Annotated in this window: 15 protein-coding genes; 8 read left to right on the top strand and 7 right to left on the bottom strand. The window is 41.9% G+C overall.

The features are described 5' to 3' along the window. Positions 1-15: 15 nt before the first annotated feature. The 3 genes from CWC04_RS15595 to CWC04_RS15585 all read right to left on the bottom strand — a co-directional run bounded on the left by CWC04_RS15595 (position 16) and on the right by CWC04_RS15585 (position 6,160). Complete coding sequence (locus CWC04_RS15595) at positions 16-921, bottom strand: diguanylate cyclase (RefSeq protein WP_024031527.1); 906 nt, start codon at positions 919-921, stop codon at positions 16-18. Continuing rightward, on the bottom strand, positions 905-4,696 hold the full coding sequence (locus CWC04_RS15590; RefSeq protein ID WP_138685853.1) for a PAS domain-containing hybrid sensor histidine kinase/response regulator: 3,792 nt from the start codon (positions 4,694-4,696) through the stop codon (positions 905-907). The genes CWC04_RS15595 and CWC04_RS15590 overlap by 17 nt, the downstream gene beginning before the upstream one ends. Positions 4,697-4,762: 66 nt before the next feature. Continuing rightward, complete coding sequence (locus CWC04_RS15585; RefSeq protein WP_138685852.1) at positions 4,763-6,160, bottom strand: PhoH family protein; 1,398 nt, start codon at positions 6,158-6,160, stop codon at positions 4,763-4,765. Between the two features lie 306 nt (positions 6,161-6,466). On the opposite strand from CWC04_RS15585, the gene rapA reads away from it, so the two are divergent. Next, complete coding sequence (gene rapA / locus CWC04_RS15580; RefSeq protein ID WP_138685851.1) at positions 6,467-9,361, top strand: RNA polymerase-associated protein RapA; 2,895 nt, start codon at positions 6,467-6,469, stop codon at positions 9,359-9,361. 116 nt (positions 9,362-9,477) lie between these two features. Here rapA and CWC04_RS15575 read toward each other — a convergent pair whose 3' ends face one another. Next, complete coding sequence (locus CWC04_RS15575) at positions 9,478-9,759, bottom strand: type II toxin-antitoxin system RelE/ParE family toxin (protein ID WP_138685850.1); 282 nt, start codon at positions 9,757-9,759, stop codon at positions 9,478-9,480. Between the two features lie 364 nt (positions 9,760-10,123). On the opposite strand from CWC04_RS15575, the gene rluA reads away from it, so the two are divergent. Both rluA and CWC04_RS15560 read left to right on the top strand, forming a co-directional pair. Continuing rightward, positions 10,124-10,777 (top strand): bifunctional tRNA pseudouridine(32) synthase/23S rRNA pseudouridine(746) synthase RluA, encoded by a 654-nt coding sequence (rluA, locus tag CWC04_RS15565; protein ID WP_024031523.1) that lies wholly within the window; start codon positions 10,124-10,126, stop codon positions 10,775-10,777. Positions 10,778-10,858: 81 nt separating this feature from the next. After that, a complete protein-coding gene (locus CWC04_RS15560; protein ID WP_138685849.1) occupies positions 10,859-11,803 on the top strand; it encodes a DUF3530 family protein in 945 nt (314 codons plus the stop codon). Here CWC04_RS15560 and djlA read toward each other — a convergent pair. From djlA to CWC04_RS15545, 3 genes are read right to left on the bottom strand one after another with little or no spacing between them, the layout of a single operon-like run. After that, positions 11,786-12,646: a co-chaperone DjlA gene (djlA, locus tag CWC04_RS15555; RefSeq protein ID WP_029773301.1), complete on the bottom strand. Its 861-nt coding sequence runs from the start codon at positions 12,644-12,646 to the stop codon at positions 11,786-11,788. The two genes, CWC04_RS15560 and djlA, sit on opposite strands and share 18 nt — an antisense overlap. A 17-nt stretch (positions 12,647-12,663) precedes the next feature. After that, a complete protein-coding gene (murU, locus tag CWC04_RS15550; protein WP_004585861.1) occupies positions 12,664-13,326 on the bottom strand; it encodes an N-acetylmuramate alpha-1-phosphate uridylyltransferase MurU in 663 nt (220 codons plus the stop codon). After that, positions 13,323-14,324, bottom strand: coding sequence for an aminoglycoside phosphotransferase family protein (locus tag CWC04_RS15545; protein WP_126005896.1), 1,002 nt, complete (start codon positions 14,322-14,324; stop codon positions 13,323-13,325). The genes murU and CWC04_RS15545 overlap by 4 nt, the downstream gene beginning before the upstream one ends. Before the next feature lie 101 nt (positions 14,325-14,425). Here CWC04_RS15545 and lptD point away from each other — a divergent pair, with 101 nt between their 5' ends. From lptD to apaG, 5 genes are all read left to right on the top strand, one after another. Further along, positions 14,426-16,678 carry an LPS assembly protein LptD gene (lptD, locus tag CWC04_RS15540; protein ID WP_138577966.1) on the top strand — a complete coding sequence of 751 codons (2,253 nt, stop codon included), beginning with the start codon at positions 14,426-14,428 and terminating at the stop codon, positions 16,676-16,678. A 92-nt stretch (positions 16,679-16,770) separates the two neighbouring features. Then, positions 16,771-18,066 carry a peptidylprolyl isomerase SurA gene (gene surA, locus CWC04_RS15535; RefSeq protein WP_064385734.1) on the top strand — a complete coding sequence of 432 codons (1,296 nt, stop codon included), beginning with the start codon at positions 16,771-16,773 and terminating at the stop codon, positions 18,064-18,066. A 2-nt stretch (positions 18,067-18,068) separates the two neighbouring features. Next, positions 18,069-19,061 (top strand): 4-hydroxythreonine-4-phosphate dehydrogenase PdxA, encoded by a 993-nt coding sequence (gene pdxA, locus CWC04_RS15530; protein WP_024031517.1) that lies wholly within the window; start codon positions 18,069-18,071, stop codon positions 19,059-19,061. Beyond that, on the top strand, positions 19,058-19,864 hold the full coding sequence (rsmA, locus tag CWC04_RS15525; RefSeq protein ID WP_138685848.1) for a 16S rRNA (adenine(1518)-N(6)/adenine(1519)-N(6))-dimethyltransferase RsmA: 807 nt from the start codon (positions 19,058-19,060) through the stop codon (positions 19,862-19,864). The genes pdxA and rsmA overlap by 4 nt, the downstream gene beginning before the upstream one ends. Then, positions 19,848-20,237, top strand: coding sequence for a Co2+/Mg2+ efflux facilitator ApaG/CorD (gene apaG, locus CWC04_RS15520; RefSeq protein ID WP_004585855.1), 390 nt, complete (start codon positions 19,848-19,850; stop codon positions 20,235-20,237). The genes rsmA and apaG overlap by 17 nt, the downstream gene beginning before the upstream one ends. Positions 20,238-20,246 lie beyond the last annotated feature (9 nt).

Below are 20,246 nucleotides of genomic sequence, written 5' to 3'. Positions count from 1 at the left end.
ATAAACACAGCCACATTATAAGTTAAGCGCAACCACCTGATCGCGCCCTGCATCTTTTGCGGCATATAGCCCTAGGTCAGCTTGTTCGAGTAAGGCTTGTTCGGCACTTGCATTGCCGTTTTCCATACTAGCAATGCCAATACTGATTGTTATGTGATCTGCATTTAACGAAGCTTTGTGCTCTATATTGAGGCTGTTTACCGCTTTTCTTAACTTTTGGGCAAATGCTAATGCCTGTTGTTTATTAACATCGGGTAATACCGCTGCAAACTCTTCCCCCCCGTAGCGGGCAATAAAGTCAGTACTACGCTCACATTGCGCTGCTAACGCCTGGGCAACCTGCTTTAAACACTCATCCCCCGCTCGGTGGCCATAGCAATCGTTGTAACGCTTAAAGTGATCTATATCCATTAATAAAACAGACAAGCACGAGCCATTACGTTTACTTCTACGCCATTCACGAGAGAGGTTTTCATCTAAATAACGCCTGTTGGGTATTTCCGTTAAACCGTCTATTGAGGCAAGCATTTCTAGCAAATCATTTTTTTGCTTGATCAGTAATTGGTTGCGTACCCGCACTTTGACTATAGACGCATTAAAGGGTTTAGTGATGTAATCCATTGCACCTAACTCAAGGCCTTTTGCTTCATCGGTGTGGCTATTATTAGCCGATATAAACACAATAGGAATAGACTGAGTAATAGGGTTTTCTTTAAGCTGTACAAGCACTTCATAACCATCAATGCCTGGCATCACCACATCTAAAATAATTAAATCGACCTGATTAGATTTAATAAAGGTGAGCGCTTTTTCGCCGCTTTCGACTAAAAATACGTCATGCTCCGTGCCCAGTGTTTTTTCAAGCACCAGCCGGTTAAGGGGATCATCATCCACAATCAGTATTTTAGCTTTTTTCGACATCCAGTCCCCCTAAGGTTTCAATAAATATAATCACTTGCTTTAGCTGAATGATTAGCTCTTTTAAAGTGTGCTGAAGCGGCTCGTTAGTGGTTTTAAGGTGCGTTTCACATTGTTTTGCACACAATGAAAGCCTAATAAAACCTAAGTTACCCGCCACGCCTTTAATGCTATGCACTAAGCGTACCACTTCATCTCGCTGGGTGTTTTCTTCAATTTGTTCTAACTGCGTTTCACACAACTTCGCAAACTTTCCGACCATGGTTGCCAGTAAATTTTCATCGAAATTAAACTGGGTGAGCGCAAAGCTTTGGTCATAAAACTTAGGTTTTATAAAGTCTACGTCTCTAATTGCATCTAACAGCACAGCTGCAACCACAGGTTTAGTCAAATGCTTATTCATGCCGCTACTAAGTGAGCGCTCAACATCTGCAGGTTCACAATGTGCTGTTAAAGCAAAAATAGGCAGCTGGCGCGCGTCAAACTGTTGGCGAATTAATTGCGTTGCTTGGCAACCATCAATATGCGGCATTTGCACGTCCATCAAAATTAAATCTGGTTTTAATATTTGTAGCAGCTCTATTGCATCTGGCGCATTGGTAACCGTTATTACATTTATATGGGCCTGTTTTAGCACACTGCTAATAATGTCTAAATTAAGCGGGTTATCATCAACCGCCATAATAAGTAGACCCGATATATCTTTTTTTACTTCTTCATTATTTTCAGCGGCTTTAGGTGGCTCCGCCCCCGCATTAGCATTTAAGCTAATCAAGCGCTGAGCTAACGCCGTAGCTTTAACATGTTGTGCGTTAATTTGCGTAGTACAAGGCAATGCTAAAGTGTGTTCGTGATTCACCACAACCACAGGGTATGAGTTGCCACTGAGCGTTTCGTGTATAGATTCAACCTTTAATAAATCGTTCAATGTGGTTTCATCAATAATCAGTTGCTGTGCATCAGCAAGCTTTATTGGGTAGCGAAGAGCCTCTTCTAAATCAATAGCTACCACTTGTGAGTAGGCATTAACCACTTCGTTTAGCTGTACAGTGTCATCGCTCACAATGGCTAATGTATTAGGTATAAATACACTATTTTTAGCCGTATCTATCGCAAGCGCTAGAGTAAAGAAAAACTCACATCCACGGCCTTTGTCACTATTAATTGCAATTTCGCCGCCCATTAAGGCTACACCATGTTTAACTATAGCAAGTCCAAGCCCGACCCCTTGGTGAATACGCGTAGAAGATTCATCGCCTTGAGTAAAAGCATCAAACAGTCGTCGTTGGTCAGCTTTAGCAATACCTACACCACTGTCTATTACGTGAAAACAAATACGTTGCTGATCTAAAACGTCATTTTCTTCAAGCACCATTTTTAAAGTAATACTGCCTTTATTAGTAAACTTAACGGCATTGGTAAGTAAGTTACCTAATATTTGTTGCAAACGTATTGAATCTCCCACCAGCGCGGGGTTAATGAGTGGATCTATTTCAATATTAAAGCTTAACCCTTTGTTTTGGCACAATGGCGCTGTTAAGCTCTCGCAAATATCAATCAGTTCAACTAAGCAAAAAGGCACCGGTTTAATTTGCGCTTGCGCACTTTCTACTCGGGCAAAATCGAGCATTCTGTTTAGCATCAGCAATAAGCTTTGAGCTGCGTTTTTAGCCTGCTTAGTTTGTTGCAGCTGCTTATTTTTTAAGCCTTGCTCTACTATCATATCTAACAGCCCTAACACAGCGTTAAGAGGGGTGCGGATCTCATGGCTTAGATTAGCAATAAAGCGGCTTTTAGCTATTGTTGCGCGTTCTGCGTCATGCTTAGCTTTAGTCAGCGCACTTACATCTTGAATATGAATAACATAATAAGAGGGATCACGGTTTTCATCCCACACCAGCGACACACTCAGCTGCAGCCAACTTGTTAGTTTTCCTTGTGAGAGCGTTAAGTGATAAACCCGTTTTTTATCATCTAATAAGTGGCAAAGCGCATTTTTTATTTCTTGCCACTGCGCCTCATCAAACAGCATTTTTAGTGGCTCACCAGTTAAAATATCTTGCTGTGAAAATAACTTACGAGCCGCTTTGTTAACTTGCAATATGGTGTGCTCAAGCGAAAGTAACACCACACTGTTTGCTGCAAACTCTATTGCACTTCTAAATTTAGATTCTGACGCTTTTAACGCCGATAGAGTTTGCTGCTGCTCAGTAATGTCTCGCCCAATTCCCATAGTGCCTAATAAGTGCTGGTGCTCGTTATAAAATGGGGCAATCGTTAATTGATACGATTTGTCGGTGCTATCTATGCGTTGCTCAATGCTACTTTTGGTTTGTAAAACTTGCTTTTCTAGTAGGCTTAACTGTAAATCGTCGCTGTCTAAATCTTCAATACGCTTACCGACTAGGATGGCTTGCTCTTTGCCTACATAGGCTTCAAATGCTTTATTACAACCTAAAAAAGAGCCATCAATATTTTTAAAGTAAATAAGATCAGGCACACTATTTAGCATGGTATTTAATAGCGCTAGGTGTCGCTCTTTTGCTTCGTAGCTGCGTTTTAGCTTTTGAGATTGCAGCTGTAACTGCTCATCGAGTTCTTTATTAGCTTCTTGGAGCGACTCAACTAGCTGTGCATTTTTATCAAACACATATTTAACGCGAGAAAACCAAGGTTGCCAATTTAAAGGGATGGGGTAATTAGAAAGCGCGGCTTTAGGGGCATCATTTTGTTCAAAATATTGCATTAAATGAGTCATAGGTCTAACAAAAATACGTTGGCTTAACCAAAAAAATACCGCAAACATTAAGCTTAAAAATAACGTTAAAAACGCAAACTCCAAAAGAACTTCATACCTAATTGGCGTGATCACTTTTATTTGCGGCTCATAAAAGGCGGCATGAATGGGCAGGTTCCCCATTGCTTGCATAAAAAACTGCGCATTTGTGTTATTAACTAAGTTTATTTTTTCATTGTCATGGGCTAATTCAGGCCAATAATCTTTTAAGGCTGTTGCTTCATTTAACTGCTTAACAGAGCTGGCTATCACTTGATGCGACTGGTTCATAAACACATATTCGCCTTCGCTTGGTGCCACCTTTTTAAGCCAGCTAGACATGGCCTCTAAATCGTATATTAAAATGATGTAGTCTGACGAATTAGGTTGTTTTTTACGGCCAATAGCAAAATAAGCGCTATCGCGTATTTTAACAATAGCGCTTGAGGTAAGCTGGCCAGGTATAAATGTGGGCTTAAAATTACCATTTAAAATTTTATTAAGCATAGTGCTTTGGCTTTTATTACGCCTTACCACATAGGCAAACCCCGAATCATCAACATAGGCAACAGCCGACAACGATTGCATAAGCGATAACGCGGTATTAAACGTTGGGCTTAGGGTTGTAGCTTGCTGCCATTGGATCAACGCCCGGTTAGAAAAAGCAAACTGCCCTTTACCGACTATTTCGCCTTGGCGCTCGCTAAAGTGGCGGTAGTAGTAATTGTCGTATTGATTAATACCTTCTAGTAAGTTGCGATTGAACTGCTCAACACTAGGCTGCTGATACGATATAAAGGCATTGTCAAAAAAGTCATTTACCGAGCTCATTATATGGCTAACTTGAGCCGACACTTGCTCAAAATCGGCTTGACGTTTTTCTATGGCGCGCTCAACTTTTATATTATACAAGTGCAAACACAGTAAAAATGCCACAAATAAGGGAACAAATAATGCTACAAATAAAGAGCGGTAATAGTCTTTTAGAGGTAAAAATTTCAACGTTTTGCCTAAGTTTTGGCCCGATAGTCAGCCACTAGACTATCGAGCCAAATTGTTCTGCGCAAGTTATAAATTTTCTTCTGCAAAGGAGGCTAAACGGCTGCGCACTACCCCGTTTAAATTAACTGTTGCACTGCCTTCAAAGTCTTTAAAACGCTCAACAATATAAGTAAGGCCGGAAGTAACGGGGGTTAAGTAGTTACTATCTATTTGCGCTAAATTACCGCTACAAATTAGTTTTGTTCCCTCGCCACAACGGGTAATAATAGTTTTAAGCTGAGATGCCGTTAAGTTTTGGCTCTCATCCAAAATTACCACTGCATTTTGAATACTACGCCCACGCATAAAGTTCACCGACTTAAACTGTACATTGGCTTTTTCCATTATGTAATTTCGACTCGAAATTGGGTTCTCGTCTCCTTTGTGTAGTACCTCTAAGGTGTCGGTAATTGCAGCTAGCCACGGCGCCATTTTTTCTTCTTCGGTACCGGGTAAAAAACCGATAGACTCGGCTATTTCGGGAGTATTACGCGTTACAATGACCTTGTCGTAGATACTACGCTCAATCACCATTTCAAGCGCACTGGCCAGTGCCAGTAATGTTTTACCACACCCCGCTGGGCCGGTTAAAATAACCAGCTCAATACTAGGGTCAAGCAAGGCGTCGAGTGCCATACCTTGGTAAATATTTTTAGGCTTTACGCCCCACGCTTGCTGATGCATTAAACGCTCAACACTAATATCTTTTAATTTAATACGCTCGTTATCGTAAGATTTGACCCGCGCAGCAAAGTGCTCGCTGCCATCAAGTATGTACTCATTGCAAAACACATCAGGAATTAAGTTTTTAGCCACATAATGAAACGTATCACGGCCGTGTTGCTGTGTTTCGCATTGCCCTACGTGCTGCCAAAAATCGCCCTCTATTTTTTTATAGCCGCTAGTTAATAAAGCAATATCATCGATTAATTGGTCGGTACGGTAATCTTCAACATATTTAAGGCCTGCACCTTTTGCCTTAAGGCGCATGTTTATATCTTTTGTCACCAATACAATTTTTGAATCGCTGTGCTGTTTTTGTAAATACACGGCGCAGTTAATAATGCGGTGGTCGTTTTCATCCCCCGGTAAACCCGAAATAGAATCTGCAAAAAGATGGTCATTAACAATAATGAGCGTACCGGTTGAATTGGCATTTGCCTTTTTATTACTAGGCAGTGCAACACCCTGCAACATTTGCTCTGGAGTTGCGTCTTTTAGTACCTCATCTAAGCCGCGAATAGCCACTCGTGCATCACGGCTTACGTCGTGTTTTCTATCTTTAATGTGATCAAGCTCTTCTAAAACAGTCATGGGAATGACAACGTTATGTTCTTGGAAAGACAAATAAGCGAGGGGTTCGTGGAGTAATACATTGGTGTCTAGCACATACATTTTACTTTCAAGGTTCGAAGCTTTTTCCATAGCACTTTCCTTACGTTTTATGATTTTTATGCTATACCAAAATAACTAAGTAAAACGGGCCTAAATTCAAACCTGCAATACTTAATTGCTAAGGCATAATCTAAGTTTAGTCTATTTGTCATAAAAGTCCGTTTTATTACAAACACGACATAGTTTTTATTTACCTAAAAAAGAGCCATTTGTTAGCACTGTTAATGGGATTAATTCGCACTTATAAAATTAATTAAAAGTGAGTCAAATAGCGCCTTGCAGTGGTGTTATGTAACAGGTAACATAGCCGCCTTTTTCTTCATAGACGAGACATACATGAATTTTTCCTTAGGTCAGCGTTGGATCAGTGATACAGAGTCAGATTTAGGATTAGGCACCGTAGTTGCCATTGAAGGCCGCCAGGTCAGCATTTTATTTCCTGCCAGTGGTGAAAACCGTGTTTATTCTAGTGCAGAAGCACCGGTTACCCGTGTGGCATTTAATCCAGGTGATGTGATCAAAAGCGTTGAAGAATGGGAATTAGAAGTAGAGTCTATTGAAGTGCAAGGTGAACTACTTTGCTACGTAGGTACTCGCGTTGATACCGGCGAAGAAGCAAAGCTAAAAGAAACCTTTTTAGATCATTTTATTAAGTTTAATAAACCGCAAGATCGTTTATTTGCAGGCCAAGTAGATCGCTTTGATCGCTATACCTTACGTTACCAAACATGGCAACACCAATTTGAGCGCCAGCAATCGCCTATTAAAGGCTTAATTGGCCAGCGCGCTAACCTTATTCCGCATCAGCTTTATATTGCACAAGAAGTAGGTAAACGTTTTGCCCCACGGGTACTGCTCTCAGATGAAGTAGGCCTTGGTAAAACCATTGAAGCCGGCATGATTTTACACCAACAAATCATTAGTGGCCGTGCTAGCCGTGTACTCATTGTGGTGCCAGAAAACCTGCAGCACCAATGGTTAGTAGAAATGCTACGCCGCTTTAATTTACGTTTTTCTATTTTTGATGAAGAGCGCTGCGACGAAGCCTTTGCAGACTCGCCAAACGTATTTGATACCGAGCAGCTAGTGCTTACCAGCCTTGAGTTTTTAACCAAGAAAAAACGCTGGTTTGAACAAGCAACACTTGCTGATTGGGATTTATTAGTTGTTGATGAAGCGCACCACCTAAGCATTAACAATGGTAAGCCGAGCACCGAATATCAGCGCATGGCTGAGCTTAGCCAAGATATTCCGGGCCTTATTTTACTTACAGCAACGCCTGATCAACTTGGTCACCGTAGCCACTTTGCCCGCTTGCAATTGCTCGACCCAGATAGATTTTACGACTACGACGTATTCAAAGAAGAAGAGGCTAATTACAAAGACGTTGCCGAAGCGGCAAATCAGCTACTGCAAGCGCAAGCCCTTGATGATACAGCCAAAGCGACACTTATTGAGCTATTAAAAGAAACCGATATTACTGATGTGCTTGAAAAAGCTCAGCAAGGTGATTTACCGGCACGTAAAGAAATACTTAACATGCTGCTTGATCGCCACGGCACAGGTCGTATTTTGTTTAGAAACAGTCGCAGCGGAATTGATGGCTACCCTAGCCGTAAATTACATGCTTACCCAATGGCACTGCCAAAGCAATATAAAACAGCAATGTCAGTACTTGGCAGCATGAGCGGTATACAAAGTGCAGAGCTAAGCGCACAACGCGCTCTGTTTCCAGAGAAAATCTTTCAAGAGTTTGAAGGTGAAAGTGCCAGCTGGGGCGCATTTGATCCGCGTGTAGATTGGTTAATCGAAACACTTAAAACCCTAAAGCACGAAAAAGTACTGCTTATTTGTGCCAAAGCCGAAACCGCTATTAGCCTTGAGCAAATTTTGCGTGAGCGTGAAGCAATAAAAGCATCTGTGTTCCACGAGGGCATGTCGATTATAGAGCGCGACCGCGCAGCCGCCTTTTTTGCCGATGAATACGACAATGCACAAATACTGCTGTGTTCAGAGATTGGCTCAGAAGGACGTAACTTCCAGTTTTCGCATCACTTAGTGTTATTTGATTTACCACTAAACCCTGACTTACTTGAACAACGTATCGGCCGATTAGACCGTATTGGGCAAACAAAGGATGTTAATATTCATGTGCCGTATTTTGAAAATACAGCGCAAGAAGTATTACTGCGTTGGTACAACGAAGGCCTTGATGCCTTTGAAAGCACATCAACCACTGGCCAGCTATTGTATAAAGAGTTTAGTGAAGACCTACTTGATTACATTGCTGCCCATAATTGTGATGAAGAAGAGCTCGACCCTCTACTTGAGCAAGTAGCTAAGCAAAATGCCGTGCTACGCAAACAAATGGAAAGTGGCCGTGACCGTTTATTAGAGCTGCATTCATCTGGCCAAGGCGCTGCCGATTCATTGGTTGAAGAAATTGAAGCACTTGATAACCAATTTGAGTTACCAAGTTACATGATCAACGTATTCGACACGTTTGGAGTAAGCCAAGAAGACAAAGGCGAAAACACCATTATTTTAAAGCCAACAGAGCATATGCTAAGTGCATCGTTCCCTAGCTTAAAAGAAGATGGCATGACGGTTACATTTGACCGCGATACCGCCCTTTCTCAAGAAGACGTACATTTTATTAGCTGGGATCATCCTATGGTGCAAGGCACGATGGACATGATTTGTGATGATGACTTTGGTAGTGCTTCTGTAGCTTTGCTTAAAAACAAAAAATTACCACCAGGTACCTTTTTTGTTGAGCTAATATTTGTAGCCGAAGCTATGGCACCAAAAGCCCTGCAAGTAGGTCGCTTTTTACCGCCAACGCCTATTCGCATATTACTCGATAAAGCCAGTAATAACCTAGGCGAAAACGTGGCATTTGATAGCTTTAACCAACAGCTTTCAGCCGTTGGTCGTCAAACTGCAAGTAAATTAGCAGGCGCTTTACAAGGTGCGGTTCATCCAATGATCAACACTGCAAAAGACATGGCTCAGCAACAGCTTGAGGTTATACGCAGTGCGTCACTTGAAAAAATGCAAAGCACCTTAGGTGAAGAACGAGCTCGCCTTGAAGCGCTTAAGCAAATTAACCCTAATATTCGCCAAGAAGAAATTACCTTCTTCGATAAGCAGCGCAGCGAGCTGACAACGCATATCGAAAAAGCCCAGTTAAAACTTGATGCGATACGCTTAATCGTAGTTTCACACTAAAGGGTTTTTGAGCTATCAGTTTATAGCTATCAGCCGTTAGTTAGATCAAGATATAACTAAACTACATTTCAAAAAGCACGGTTTACAGGCCGTGCTTTTTACATTCACCTCTACAATTACTCATCAGTATCTTGGCCACCTAATGTAGCCATTATTTCAATACCTGTTTCTGTAACTCTATAATAAATGCTTTCTGAGCCACAAACGTCACGCCGATAGCCTGTACGTATATGGTCAACTGATAGGTAGGAATAGGAGTTTGCTGGTAGTTTTTCAAACATAGAGAAGAAACTATAAAAGTAGTTGTCCGCTTGCTGTTGTGAAAATGCTTGGCAGTCATATTGATAAATGCGGCGCAAATCCTTTTTGCCATCGATTGAAAGTTTAATTGTACGCACTACTTAATGCTTGATTTGAATTCTGCTAACATTTGTTCGGCCGATTGATCACTAAAACCGCTTTTTTTCTGAGTTAGCAAGCTTACCATTTATTGCTTCTGCTCTTCTTACACGGCGAATTAAATCATTCACCAATTCACTTTTATTTGTGTAATCCCCCCACGTTTTCAACGTAATTACGAAGCCATAAATCATTCTGTACAGTAAGTGAAATACTTTGCCTTGCCATAATGTGTTCCTACAACTTTAAGCTGGTGCAATTTCACACCAGCATGAAAAATACGCAATTAAACTTTTATCTTTTCCTTGAGCCTTTGCTCTCGCTCCCCTAAAATAGCGCCCTGCAAAATTACTGAGGTCGGCCGTGTTAGTTAATTACAATCCCCCAATGAGTCCGTATTTAACAATACTGCACCAAGATGACGACTTGCTCATCGTTAATAAACCCAGCGAACTTTTAACCGTCCCAGGTAAAGATCCAAAACATGCCGATAGCTTAATTAATCGCGTTAACCGTGTTTTTCCTACAGCTAAAATAGTGCACCGCCTAGATATGGCAACCTCGGGAATACTTTGCCTTGCAATGAATAAGGCAGCTCATAGGCATTTAAGTATGCAGTTTCAAGAACGTGAAACTGCAAAACGCTATATTGCACGTGTTTACGGCCAACTTGAGCAAGATACCGGATCGGTTGATTTGCCACTTATCTGTGATTGGCCTAATCGCCCTAAGCAAATGGTTGATTATGAAAACGGTAAGCCCTCGCTAACCCACTTTAAAATACTTGCACGAGAAGCGGGCGCAACACGTGTAGAGCTCACGCCAATTACGGGGCGCTCGCACCAATTACGCGTGCACATGTTAAGCCTTGGCCACCCAATACTGGGCGATAGACTTTATGCCCATAAAGAGGCCCTAGCCGCGGCGCCACGTTTACAACTACATGCGCAAATGTTGCAACTAAAACACCCCGTGACCGAGCAAGTACTGACCTTTGAGGTAGAGCCCGACTTTTAATAGGTAAAGCCCACAAAGTTAGTACTAAACTTTTACCTTAGCGCGCCGATACTTAGTTATTACTCACGTTTTGGGCTTACTATGATATCTGCGCAGCTAATCAAAAAAACGCTACAAAGTGTATGTTGTTGCTCTGCGTTATGCTTAAGCGCATATGCCAGTGCTGCAGAGCATATAGCCCCACCTTCTTTATCAAGTATCGAAAATAGCGATATAAAACGTCTACTACCCAATGATGAAGTTAAACCCATGCTTGCTGGCGATACAGAGTTTTTAAGTTTGTATAGCGAATACATGAGCCGCGATTTTAGAGGTATTGCACTATTAGTACCCGACTGGAGGTCAACGCCAACAAATAATTCGGGCATGAACTATCTGCGAAAAGAGCTTAATAACTTAGGGTATACAACCTACGCCATGACAGTACCCGATATAGATTGGCAAACAAGTAACATGGCTGCACAAGCCGCTGCCCAATCAAGTACGCAAGCGCAAAATGAAGAGCCAACAAAAACGGCGCAAAGTAACAGCGACGGTGCTGTTACAACGGCTCAAGAGCCACACTTTGTTAATGCCATTGATTTGGTGAGTAACGAGGTACTAAGTCATTATAAAACTAATTTAATAATGCGTTATGAGGCTCTCTATCAAAACGCGATGAGCGAGCCAAATAATATTGTCGTCATAGCACAAGGTACCAGTGCGGGGGTACTCCTAGAATACTATGCAGATTTTCCAGACTCGCGAATAGATGCGTTTATAAGCTTAAGTAGTTATTTACCTAATACACAGCGCAATAAAGGTTTAGCGCAAACCACATCGCTGGTGACCCCCGCCTTGCTTGATATTTACTATGCAAATGATAATACCGATATACTTATGAGCCTTAAAAACCGCCAGCGCTGGGTAAATCGAAATGCTAAATTTGATTACCGCCAGCGCCAACTCTTTGGCCTGCGCGATGCGCCAGAGCAGCATGCACGGTTAACTAAAGTGATAGACGGTTTTTTACGCCGCCTTTTTTAAATACTCGTAAGCCGCTTGAATATCTTGGCTTTTTTTAACTGCTACTTCCATCATGTGTTTAGGCAGCCCTTGAGATACTAATTTATCAGGGTGATGCTGCGCCATTAATTTACGATACGCTACTTTAATATCTCGTTGCGTCGCGTCACTACTTAACCCTAATAAAGCCAAGGCCTGTGAGCGGTTCATGCTGTTATTAGGGGGCACATGATGACCAGAGCCTTCACGGTAACTGCTACTTTGACCTTGCTGCTGTTGTCTATACTGTTGTTGCTGCTGTCTAAAACTAAATTCAGCTTGGTAACGCTTAAGAATAAAAGCAAAATGAGTTTTAGAAATACCTAATTGCTTACTTACCTCTTGTAACAGCTGTTTTTCTTGCTCTGCGAGCACGCCATCAGAAAACGCCATTTGAATTTGAATTTCTAAAAACAGTTGCAGTAAGTCGTAACGTTTTGCAAAGCGTTCTTTAAAGTCGTGTACTGTTTCTTTAATCGAAAAGTCGCTGTCTTTACCTGATTGAAATGCATGCTGAGCTTCGCGGCGCTCATCGCCCTTTAGCCCCATTTCATCCATAAACATACTTGCCGCTTTTATATGCACCTCGCTTACGCGACCGTTCGACTTTGCAATATGCCCCATAACCGCAAAGCAGCTCGAAAAAAACAACGCTTGGCGCTCGTTTACATCATCACCTTTAAACAAACCTGAAAAGCCGCCGGCTTTATCAAAATCGTTTTTTAAGCTTTTATCAAATAAATGGCCGAGGTATAAACCTAAAATGGCACCAAAAATTTTGCCAAACATAAAGCCAAAACAAAAACCGAGTATTTTTCCCCACATCTAATTAACTGCCTCTATTAAAGTGTGTTTTGTATGCGCTCGTTGAGCTGCGCGAGTCGCTGTGGTGTGCCGATATCGTCCCACTGACCAATATAAAGCTCAGTTGAGATAACCTGTTGGGCGAGCTTTTCTCGCAATATTGGCCCAAGCGGGCGTATGCCAGGCTCTAAACCTTTAAAAAAATTAGCGTGGTAACGGCTAATTCCCGAAAATGTATACTTTTGACTCTCAGCCGATAAGTGACTTAACGCAAAATCCCCTTTTTCGTTATGCGGTGGATTTTCTACTAACACTATGTGGGCCTCGCCGTCTTGCAGGTGCAATTGTGTAAGCGCACTCACATCGTAATCTGTGAATACATCGCCGTTAATTACAATAAATTGCTCACCTAGTAATGGCAGCGCCTGAATAATTCCGCCTGCGGTTTCAAGGCCGCCCTCCGCCTCTTGGCTATATTCAATGCGCACACCAAACTCAGCACCATTTTTAAAATAGCTTTTTATTTTATCCCCTTGCCAAGCTAGGTTTATAACAATGTTAGTAATGCCAGCGGCTTTAAGGTTATTAATATGGTGCTCAATCAGCGGTTTCCCCGCCACTTTTAGCATAGGTTTAGGCATAGCTTGTGTAAGCGGCATCATTCGCTGGCCGCGCCCGGCAGCTAAAATCATGGCTTTCATGTGCGCTCCTTAGCTAATTTTAGTGTTGCCTGCGGTATTACAATGCTACTTACCCACTCACTTAACGCTGCAAGCTCTGGATAGGTTTTAGCAACATCAACAATGTAATCCAACGTCGGTAAAATATTATCAAGGTAGCCGGTTTTACCATCGCGTAAATAGAGCCGGCAAAATATTCCCGCTGCCTTTAAATGGCGCTGAATACCCGTTAAATCAAACCACTGTTTAAACTGCTCAAAAGAAATATCTGTTATTAATTTTTGCGCTGTAAATTCTTCATACCCGTACTCAAGCAGCTGATTAAGCTGTGCTTGTGGCAACTTAAAGTAGCAATCGCGTAGCAGCGACACTAAGTCATAACACAGCGGCCCGCGCACGGCATCTTGGTAATCTATAATTGCCCACTGCTCATTGCTATACATAATATTACGGCTGTGATAATCACGATGAACCGTGACCGTAGGCTGCGCTAGCATAGCGTTCGTTAACAGCTCACAGCTTTGTTGCCAAAGCGTTTGTTGCTCAGTATTTAATGTTAAGCCAATAAAATCAGTAACCAGCCATTGGCTAAAAATATTCAGCTCAAGATGAATAAATTTTTTATTATAATTTTGCATAGCTGCTGATTCAGGTGTTTTGGCCCAGCTTGCCGCTAAACGGATTAATTGCTTGTAATATTCATCTCTATTTGGCTCATCGAGCTTATCGGCTAAGTGTGTATTTCCTAAGTCACTTAACACAAAAAAGCCCTGTTCTTCATCGCTTGCAATTATTTCAGGCAATAAAAAGCCGTTGTCGGTGAATACTTTATTAAGAGAGATATACGGAGCGTTATTTACTTTTTGTGGGTCGGAGTCCATCACAATAAACGCTTTTCCGGCACAGCTTAAACGGTAATAACGGCGAAAGCTGGCATCCCCAGTAATGGCTACTAAGGAGTGTGGTTTAGCATCAAAGTGCGTATTTATAAATAGTTGTAAATTATCAAAGCGTGTCATTATATAAGATGTCTATTTTTATAGGTCAATTACTGTATTTGCCATTGTTTTCCTTTATTATGTCTAGCTTATAATAAACCAAAGAGCATTAAGGTCGATAAATGAGCAAAACCTGGGGCATATTGATGCTAGGCGTAATTAGCGCACCATCGCTTGCCGAAACTGAACTGGCACACAATTTATGTGGCATTTCAATGCAAACCAGAGCTTGGCAACCTCTACCAAACTTAGCGGTAGGATCGGTTGATATACAAGCTGACGATGTAGAGCTCCTAGGCACACAAAGCGCTGAATTTACCGGCAATGTTGATATTAACACCCTTGATATGAGTTTGTCCGCACAAACTGCGCTTATAGATAAACAGCGCGGTTTACTTAATGCAACAGGCCCTATTACTTATCAAGACCGTGTAAGCCAAGTAAACAGCTCAGGTTTAAATGCCGATTTAAATAATTCAGAAATAAGCCTACTAGGTGCCGATTACAGCTTAACAGCGCAACAAGGTAAAGGTGGCGCCGAAAAACTCACTGTCAACGAGTCTGGCTTATTGTTAATGAATGCAAGCTTTACTACTTGCCCAAGCGATACACCAGTGTGGGAAATAGAAGCCGACGAAATTAACCTCTCTCGTGAAGAAGGCTGGGGCGAAACCTATAACGCCGTTTTACGTATTCTTGATACCCCCGTTTTATATTTACCTTATTTCACGTTTCCGCTGGATGAGCGACGCAAGTCGGGCTTATTAACACCAAGCATTTCGAGCTCCGACCGTTACGGCCTTGAAACTGTTACGCCTTATTATTGGAATATTGCGCCTAATTTTGACGCCACTATTACACCACGTTATATGTCGCGCAAAGGCTTACAATTGCAAACCGAGTTTAGATACCTCACGGAGCAACATGAAGGCTTAGTCGGTATTGAATATTTAGATAGCGATGATTCGGAGCCAAGCCTTGATGAGCGCTATATGTTTCATTGGCAGCAACAAAGCTATTTAAGTGAAGACTGGCGCGCTAATATTGATGTAACTAACGTCAGTGATGACAACTACATCACCGATTTAAGCTCTAATTACGCAAATAAAACCGATACCCAACTTTATCGTACCGGCTCTGTGACTCACCTTGGCGACACATGGCGTACCGATATTAAATTTCAAAATTTTGAAGTACTGGGCGATCACTTAGAGTCGTATGCCGCGGTTCCACAAATTAGCTTTACACAAACCGCCCCGTGGCGTTTTGATAACTTTGACTTTAGTTTGTCGGGTGAAGTAAGCCACTTTACCAACGAATCTTCAGAAATTGCCATAGACAGTGCTACCCGTGTACACGTAGAGCCAAAAGCGCGCTTTAACTACGCAACACATGCGTGGTCGTTTCTCTCAGAAGTGAGCTTATTGCAAACTAACTACAAACAAAGTGGTAATTTAACGGGCACTCAATATAGCGATAGCGTTTCGCGTACCTTGCCAAAAGTACGTTTGTACTCGCAGCTTAACTTTGAACGTGACACCTCGACCTTTTTTGAAGATGGCATTCAAACTCTTGAGCCACAAATACAGTATTTATATACCCCTAATAAGGATCAATCTGAGATAGGCCTGTTTGACACCACTCGCCTACAGGATGACTTTTTTGGCCTATTTAGAGATACGCGCTTTTCGGGTGTAGACCGTATAGCCGCAGCTAACCAATTTACGTTAGGTGCAACAACACGCTTATTTGATAATAAACACGAAGAAGTGTTTAACTTTAGCGCGGGTCAAATTTTTTACCTAAACGACTCGGCTAAACCTACCGAGCAAGATTTAGACTCAGAGACAAACTACAACGCCCTTTTTGCAGCGCAAACAATGCTACATTGGCACCGCCGTTGGTACCTCTCAGCGGGTATGCAATACGACACGGATGGTAAGCAAATGATCCAGTCAAATGTCACCCTCGATTACAAAGGTGACAATAATGAGCTAGTTCAATTGAACCATCGCTATGCAAATGATGTCTCAGGAAATACAATCGAGCAAACGGGTGTATTTACAAGTATCCCAATTAGTGATCAGTGGCAATTTATTGCAAGCTACCACCGGGACCTTGAAAATAATCGAAGCATCGAATTTTTAAGCGGATTACAGTATGAGTCATGCTGTTGGGCAATCCAAATTACTGGTCACCGTCAGATTGAAACCGATTTAAATCAGTCTATCGGGCAGCAACAAGCCACTTTTGATTCAGGTATTAGTTTAAACTTTGTATTAAAAGGGCTTGGCAGTAAGAGCCGTTACGATGCACAAAAATTATTACAACAAGGTATTTTTGGCTACCGTAGACCGTATTTTCTTAATAATTAAGGCAAACGAGCAATTAAGGTGATACTTTAAAGCCCTAAAATGCAGTACGCCCTGTTTTAAAGCAGTACTATTAGAAGAGTAGTAAAAAGAATATGAATTTAAAAAAACTATTATCAACAGCTATTTTAAGCTTAAGCTTATGCCATGGCGCATTTGCCGCCCCACAGGAAATCGACAAAGTAATTGGTGTTGTAAACCAAGGCGTAATTTTAAAAAGTGAAGTAGACACCATAATTAATCGTGTTAAAAAGCAAGCCGCAGAGCAAGGCCAACAACTTCCTAAAGACGAAACGCTTCGCGTACAAGCCGTTGAGCGTTTAGTTAACCAAACGCTTATGATGCAAATGGCTGAACGTATGGGCCTTGAAATTTCAGACAGCCAGTTAGACCAAACACTCGCGAATATGGCAAAAGATCAAGGCGGCAGCATTGCCGATCTTCGTCGTACCATTGAAGCCGCTGGCGAGAGCTTTCAAGCCTACCGCGAAGAAATTCGTAAAGAGATCACCACCCAACAGGTTACCCGCGCCAATGTAGATCGTCGAATCTATATTAGCCAACAAGAAGTAGATAACCTGTTAAAGATAATGGAAAGCCAAGGTCAAAACTCTGAAGAGTATGATATTGGCCACATCCTTATTGATATACCTAACGATGCAACAGCAGATGAAATCACCAGTGCTAAAACCCGTGCTGACAAAGTTATTGAGCTATTAAACGATGGCCAAGAGTTTAAACGCATCGCTATTTCATCATCAGGTGGTTCAAAAGCGCTTGAAGGCGGACAACTCGGTTATATGGGTATCAACGAAATGCCTTCGTTATTTGCCGAAGCTGTAAAAGGTCAAAAGAAAGGTGCTATTGTTGGCCCGCTTCGCTCGGGTGCTGGCTTTCATATAATTAAGGTGCAAGATGTACGTGGTCGCCAATTAGTAGAAACTACAGAAGTACGCTCACGCCATATTCTTATTAAGCCTTCAATTATTTTAAGTGAAGAAAAAGCACGTAGCATGCTAGCAGGATTTGCCAAAGATTTACGCGCAGGAAACGCTGACTTTGCTGAGCTTGCTAAAGAATATTCAGAAGATCCAGGCTCAGCCCTTAAAGGCGGTGAGTATGATTGGACTGACCCTACAACGTATGTACCGGCGTTTAAAGATACTTTGTTATCACTTGATAAAAATCAAATTAGTGAACCATTTAGAACACAATTTGGTTGGCACATAGTACAACTTTTAGATAAACGTGTAGCAGATAAAACCGAGCTAGCTAAACGTAACCGTGCGCACGGCATGTTGTTTAATCGTAAATTTAAAGAAGAAAGTTTTAACTGGCAGCAAGAAATGCGCGAACAAGCCCATGTTGAAATTTTCCCTATAGACGAGTAATTATGACATTACGAATTGCAATTACCCCGGGTGAACCTGCGGGGATTGGCCCTGACTTGCTGCTGCAATTAGCTCAGCAACCATGGCAAGCTCAACTGGTCGCTATCGCCGACAAACAGTTATTAAAAGAACGCGCTCAACACTTGGGCCTTAATATTGAGCTAATTGATTTTGATGAAAATGCCCCTGCAGCTATAGCGCCTGCAGGTAGCATTTATATTCACCAAGTAGATTTAGGCACTGACGTTAAGCTAGGTGAACTAGATGACTTAAACGGCCAATACGTGCTTGATACCTTACGTATTGCCAGCGAAAAAAATATGGACGGTACCTTTGATGCCGTTGTCACGGGCCCTGTTCACAAAGGGATTATTAATAAAGCCGGTATTTCCTTTAGTGGCCACACGGAGTACTTTGCTCAGCAATCGGGCACCTCTGATGTCGTAATGATGCTAGCAACTGAAGGCTTGCGTGTTGCCCTAGTAACAACGCATATACCACTGGCTTATGTATCGCGTGCAATTACACAAGAGCGCTTAACCAAAGTTATTAGTATTTTAAACCACGACTTACAAACTAAGTTTGGTATTGAGCAACCAAAAATTTTAGTGTGTGGATTAAACCCCCATGCCGGCGAAGACGGTCATTTAGGCACTGAAGAAATAGAAACAATTTCACCTACGCTTGAGCTCTTAAACAGCCAAGGCATGAATTTAATTGGTCCGCTTCCTGCCGATACCCTATTTCAGGATAAATACCTCTCTCAAGCCGATGCCGTGCTTGCTATGTATCACGATCAGGGTTTACCTGTGCTAAAATACAAGGGATTTGGTAACTCGGTAAATATAACCTTAGGTTTACCATTTATCCGCACTTCGGTTGATCACGGTACTGCGCTTGATTTAGCAGGTACCGGTGACGCTGAAGTTGGCAGTTTTGAATTAGCGATCCGCGAAGCAATTAAGCTCGCCCATGAAAAAGCACAGAATCAATGACCGATAAAGTACATTTAGGACACCGCGCCCGTAAACGTTTTGGGCAAAACTTTTTATTTGATGAATCTATCATTGATAAAATAGTGACTGCAATCGATCCTAAACCACAAGACAACCTAGTAGAGATTGGCCCAGGTTTAGGCGCAATTACCGAGCCTGTTGCCGATTTAAGCGGCCAACTTACTGTTGTTGAGCTAGATAAAGACTTAGCTCAGCGTTTAATTGAGCACCCTTTTTTAGGTCCTAAATTAAACGTAAACCAAGGCGATGCAATGAAGTTTGACTTTGCAAGCCTTGTACGCGATGACAAAAAATTAAAAGTGTTTGGTAACCTGCCTTACAATATTTCTACGCCATTACTGTTCCATCTTTTTGAGTTTGCTGATCATATTGAGCACATGCACTTTATGCTGCAAAAAGAAGTAGTAAAACGTATGGTTGCAGGCCCAGGCAGCAAAACCTTTGGCCGTTTAAGTGTGATGACGCAATACTACTGCCACGCAATGCCCGTGGTTGAAGTACCGCCAGAGTGTTTTAAACCAGCACCTAAAGTAGACTCTGCGGTTATTCGTCTGATCCCTAAAAAAGCCGTTCAACGTACCGCTAAAAGCGTGAAAATTTTAAACACCGTGTGTTTAGAAGCCTTTAATCAACGCCGTAAAACATTGCGTAACAGCTTAGGCAACTTACTCACCGCAGATGAGCTTACCAGCATTGGTATTGATATTACTTTGCGTGCTGAAAGCCTAACGTTACAACAATTTATTGATATAGCTAATTGGATTTATGACAACAAGCAGTAATATTGGCTCTCCTGTAAAAGTCTCTGTAGAGACTTTTTATGTTGAAGGGCAATCTCAGCCTGAGCTAGAAAAGTACGTTTTTGCCTACTCAGTGACAATTAAAAACCACAGTCTTTGCAGCGCTACACTTTTAAGCCGTTATTGGTTGATCACCGATGCCAATGGTAAAGAAGTTGAAGTAGAGGGCGAAGGCGTTGTGGGCGAAACCCCCGTTATAGGCCCAGGCGAAACTTACAAATACACCAGTGGCGCAATATTAGACACCCCTGTTGGCACCATGCAGGGACACTACACACTGCGCAATGAGTTTGGCTCTGAGTTTGAAGCACCTATAAGCGTATTTCGTTTAGCGTGCCCTAACATTTTACATTAGTAAAAAGCG

Source organism: Pseudoalteromonas sp. S2893, assembly GCF_005887105.1.
Classification (GTDB): Bacteria; Pseudomonadota; Gammaproteobacteria; order Enterobacterales; family Alteromonadaceae; genus Pseudoalteromonas; species Pseudoalteromonas atlantica.
Note: the sequence above shows the minus strand (reverse complement) of the source record. Positions and strands in the feature narration are given on the sequence as shown.